Here is a 1,217-nt window from a genome sequence, read left to right as displayed (position 1 = left end):
CCCCCCGCACATACATGGACGCCCCCTGGTTGCCAAGCTTTCAATCTGTGACAGCTCGATGGTAGAGATTGCACTCATACATCCGGACTTTCGGTGCGGCGTTGCCGCTGTCCCTGATGGAATCCGCTGGCCGAGTTCTCAATAGATCCGTGTGCTCAGGGCACGCTGTGCGGGTCAGATTTTCTTGGCCACGGTCTTACCAGTTTTGCCATCAATTCATGATCACCTGAGCAATCATTAGAGTTAGTCCGCTACAGGGTTACGTTGACGTCTTCAAGCCGCTTCGATTCCGCGACGACGGTCGTGTAATCGGAGCGGAACTCGCGGTCACCGGCCAACAAGGCCCATATAATTCGGGCGTTTTTATTAGCCAGTGTAACGGCTGCCACATTGGCGTTATGCCGCTTAAGTCGCCGGCCAAGCCAGCTGCCAGAGATCTCTTTTCGCTGTGCTGCGAAGATCATCGACCGCGCCCCTTGGATCAGTAGCGTCCGTAAATAGGAGTCCCCCCGCTTACTCATCCCCAACAGCACCGTCTTACCTCCAGTGGAATTCTGCTTCGGCACCAGCCCAAGCCCAAGCCCAAGCCCAAGCCAAGCTCTCACCTGTCGGCCATTCTTGAAACTCTTGGCATCGCAAAGAGAGGCTACCATCGCACTGGCTGTGATCGGCCCGATGCCGGGCATTTTGGCCAGCTTTCGGCTGTTTTCGTTTGCCCGATGCCAGGCGACAATTTGATTCTCAATCTCATGAACCTGATGATCGAACCCCTTCAATTGTTCCAGTAGACGCTGCACAAGCAGACGAAACGAGCTCGGCAACTCATTGCGCTCATCCTCAATAAACTCCGGTACGCGCTTGGCGATATGTGCGATGCCCTGTGGGATTATAAGACCAAATTCGGCTAGCAGCCCACGGATCTGATTAGCTTGCGCTGTCCGCGCCTTCACGAATCCTTGACGAACCCGATGCAGCGACAGCACGGCCTGTTGCTCAATGTCCTTGATCGGCACAAAACGCATGTTTGGCCGACCCACCGCTTCGCAGATAGCCTCAGCATCAGCTACATCGTTTTTGTTCGTTTTCACGTATGGCTTTACGAATTGCGGGGCCATCAGCCTCACATCGTGACCCAAGCTGCGCAACTTGCGAGCCCAATGGTGGGCGCTTCCACAGGCCTCCATACCGATCAGACGTTGCGGCATGATGGCAAAAAA

The 1,217-nt window shown here is 55.0% G+C and carries 1 protein-coding gene; it reads right to left on the bottom strand.

All coding sequences use genetic code 11. From position 1 onward, the window contains the following. Positions 1 to 251 precede the first annotated feature (251 nt). The coding region (locus tag H7995_RS28085) for an IS110 family RNA-guided transposase (protein WP_185819323.1) at positions 252 to 1,217 on the bottom strand (966 nt) is incomplete at its 5' end.

The organism is Pseudomonas kielensis, assembly GCF_014236655.1.
Classification (GTDB): Bacteria; Pseudomonadota; Gammaproteobacteria; order Pseudomonadales; family Pseudomonadaceae; genus Aquipseudomonas; species Aquipseudomonas kielensis.
Note: the sequence above shows the minus strand (reverse complement) of the source record. Positions and strands in the feature narration are given on the sequence as shown.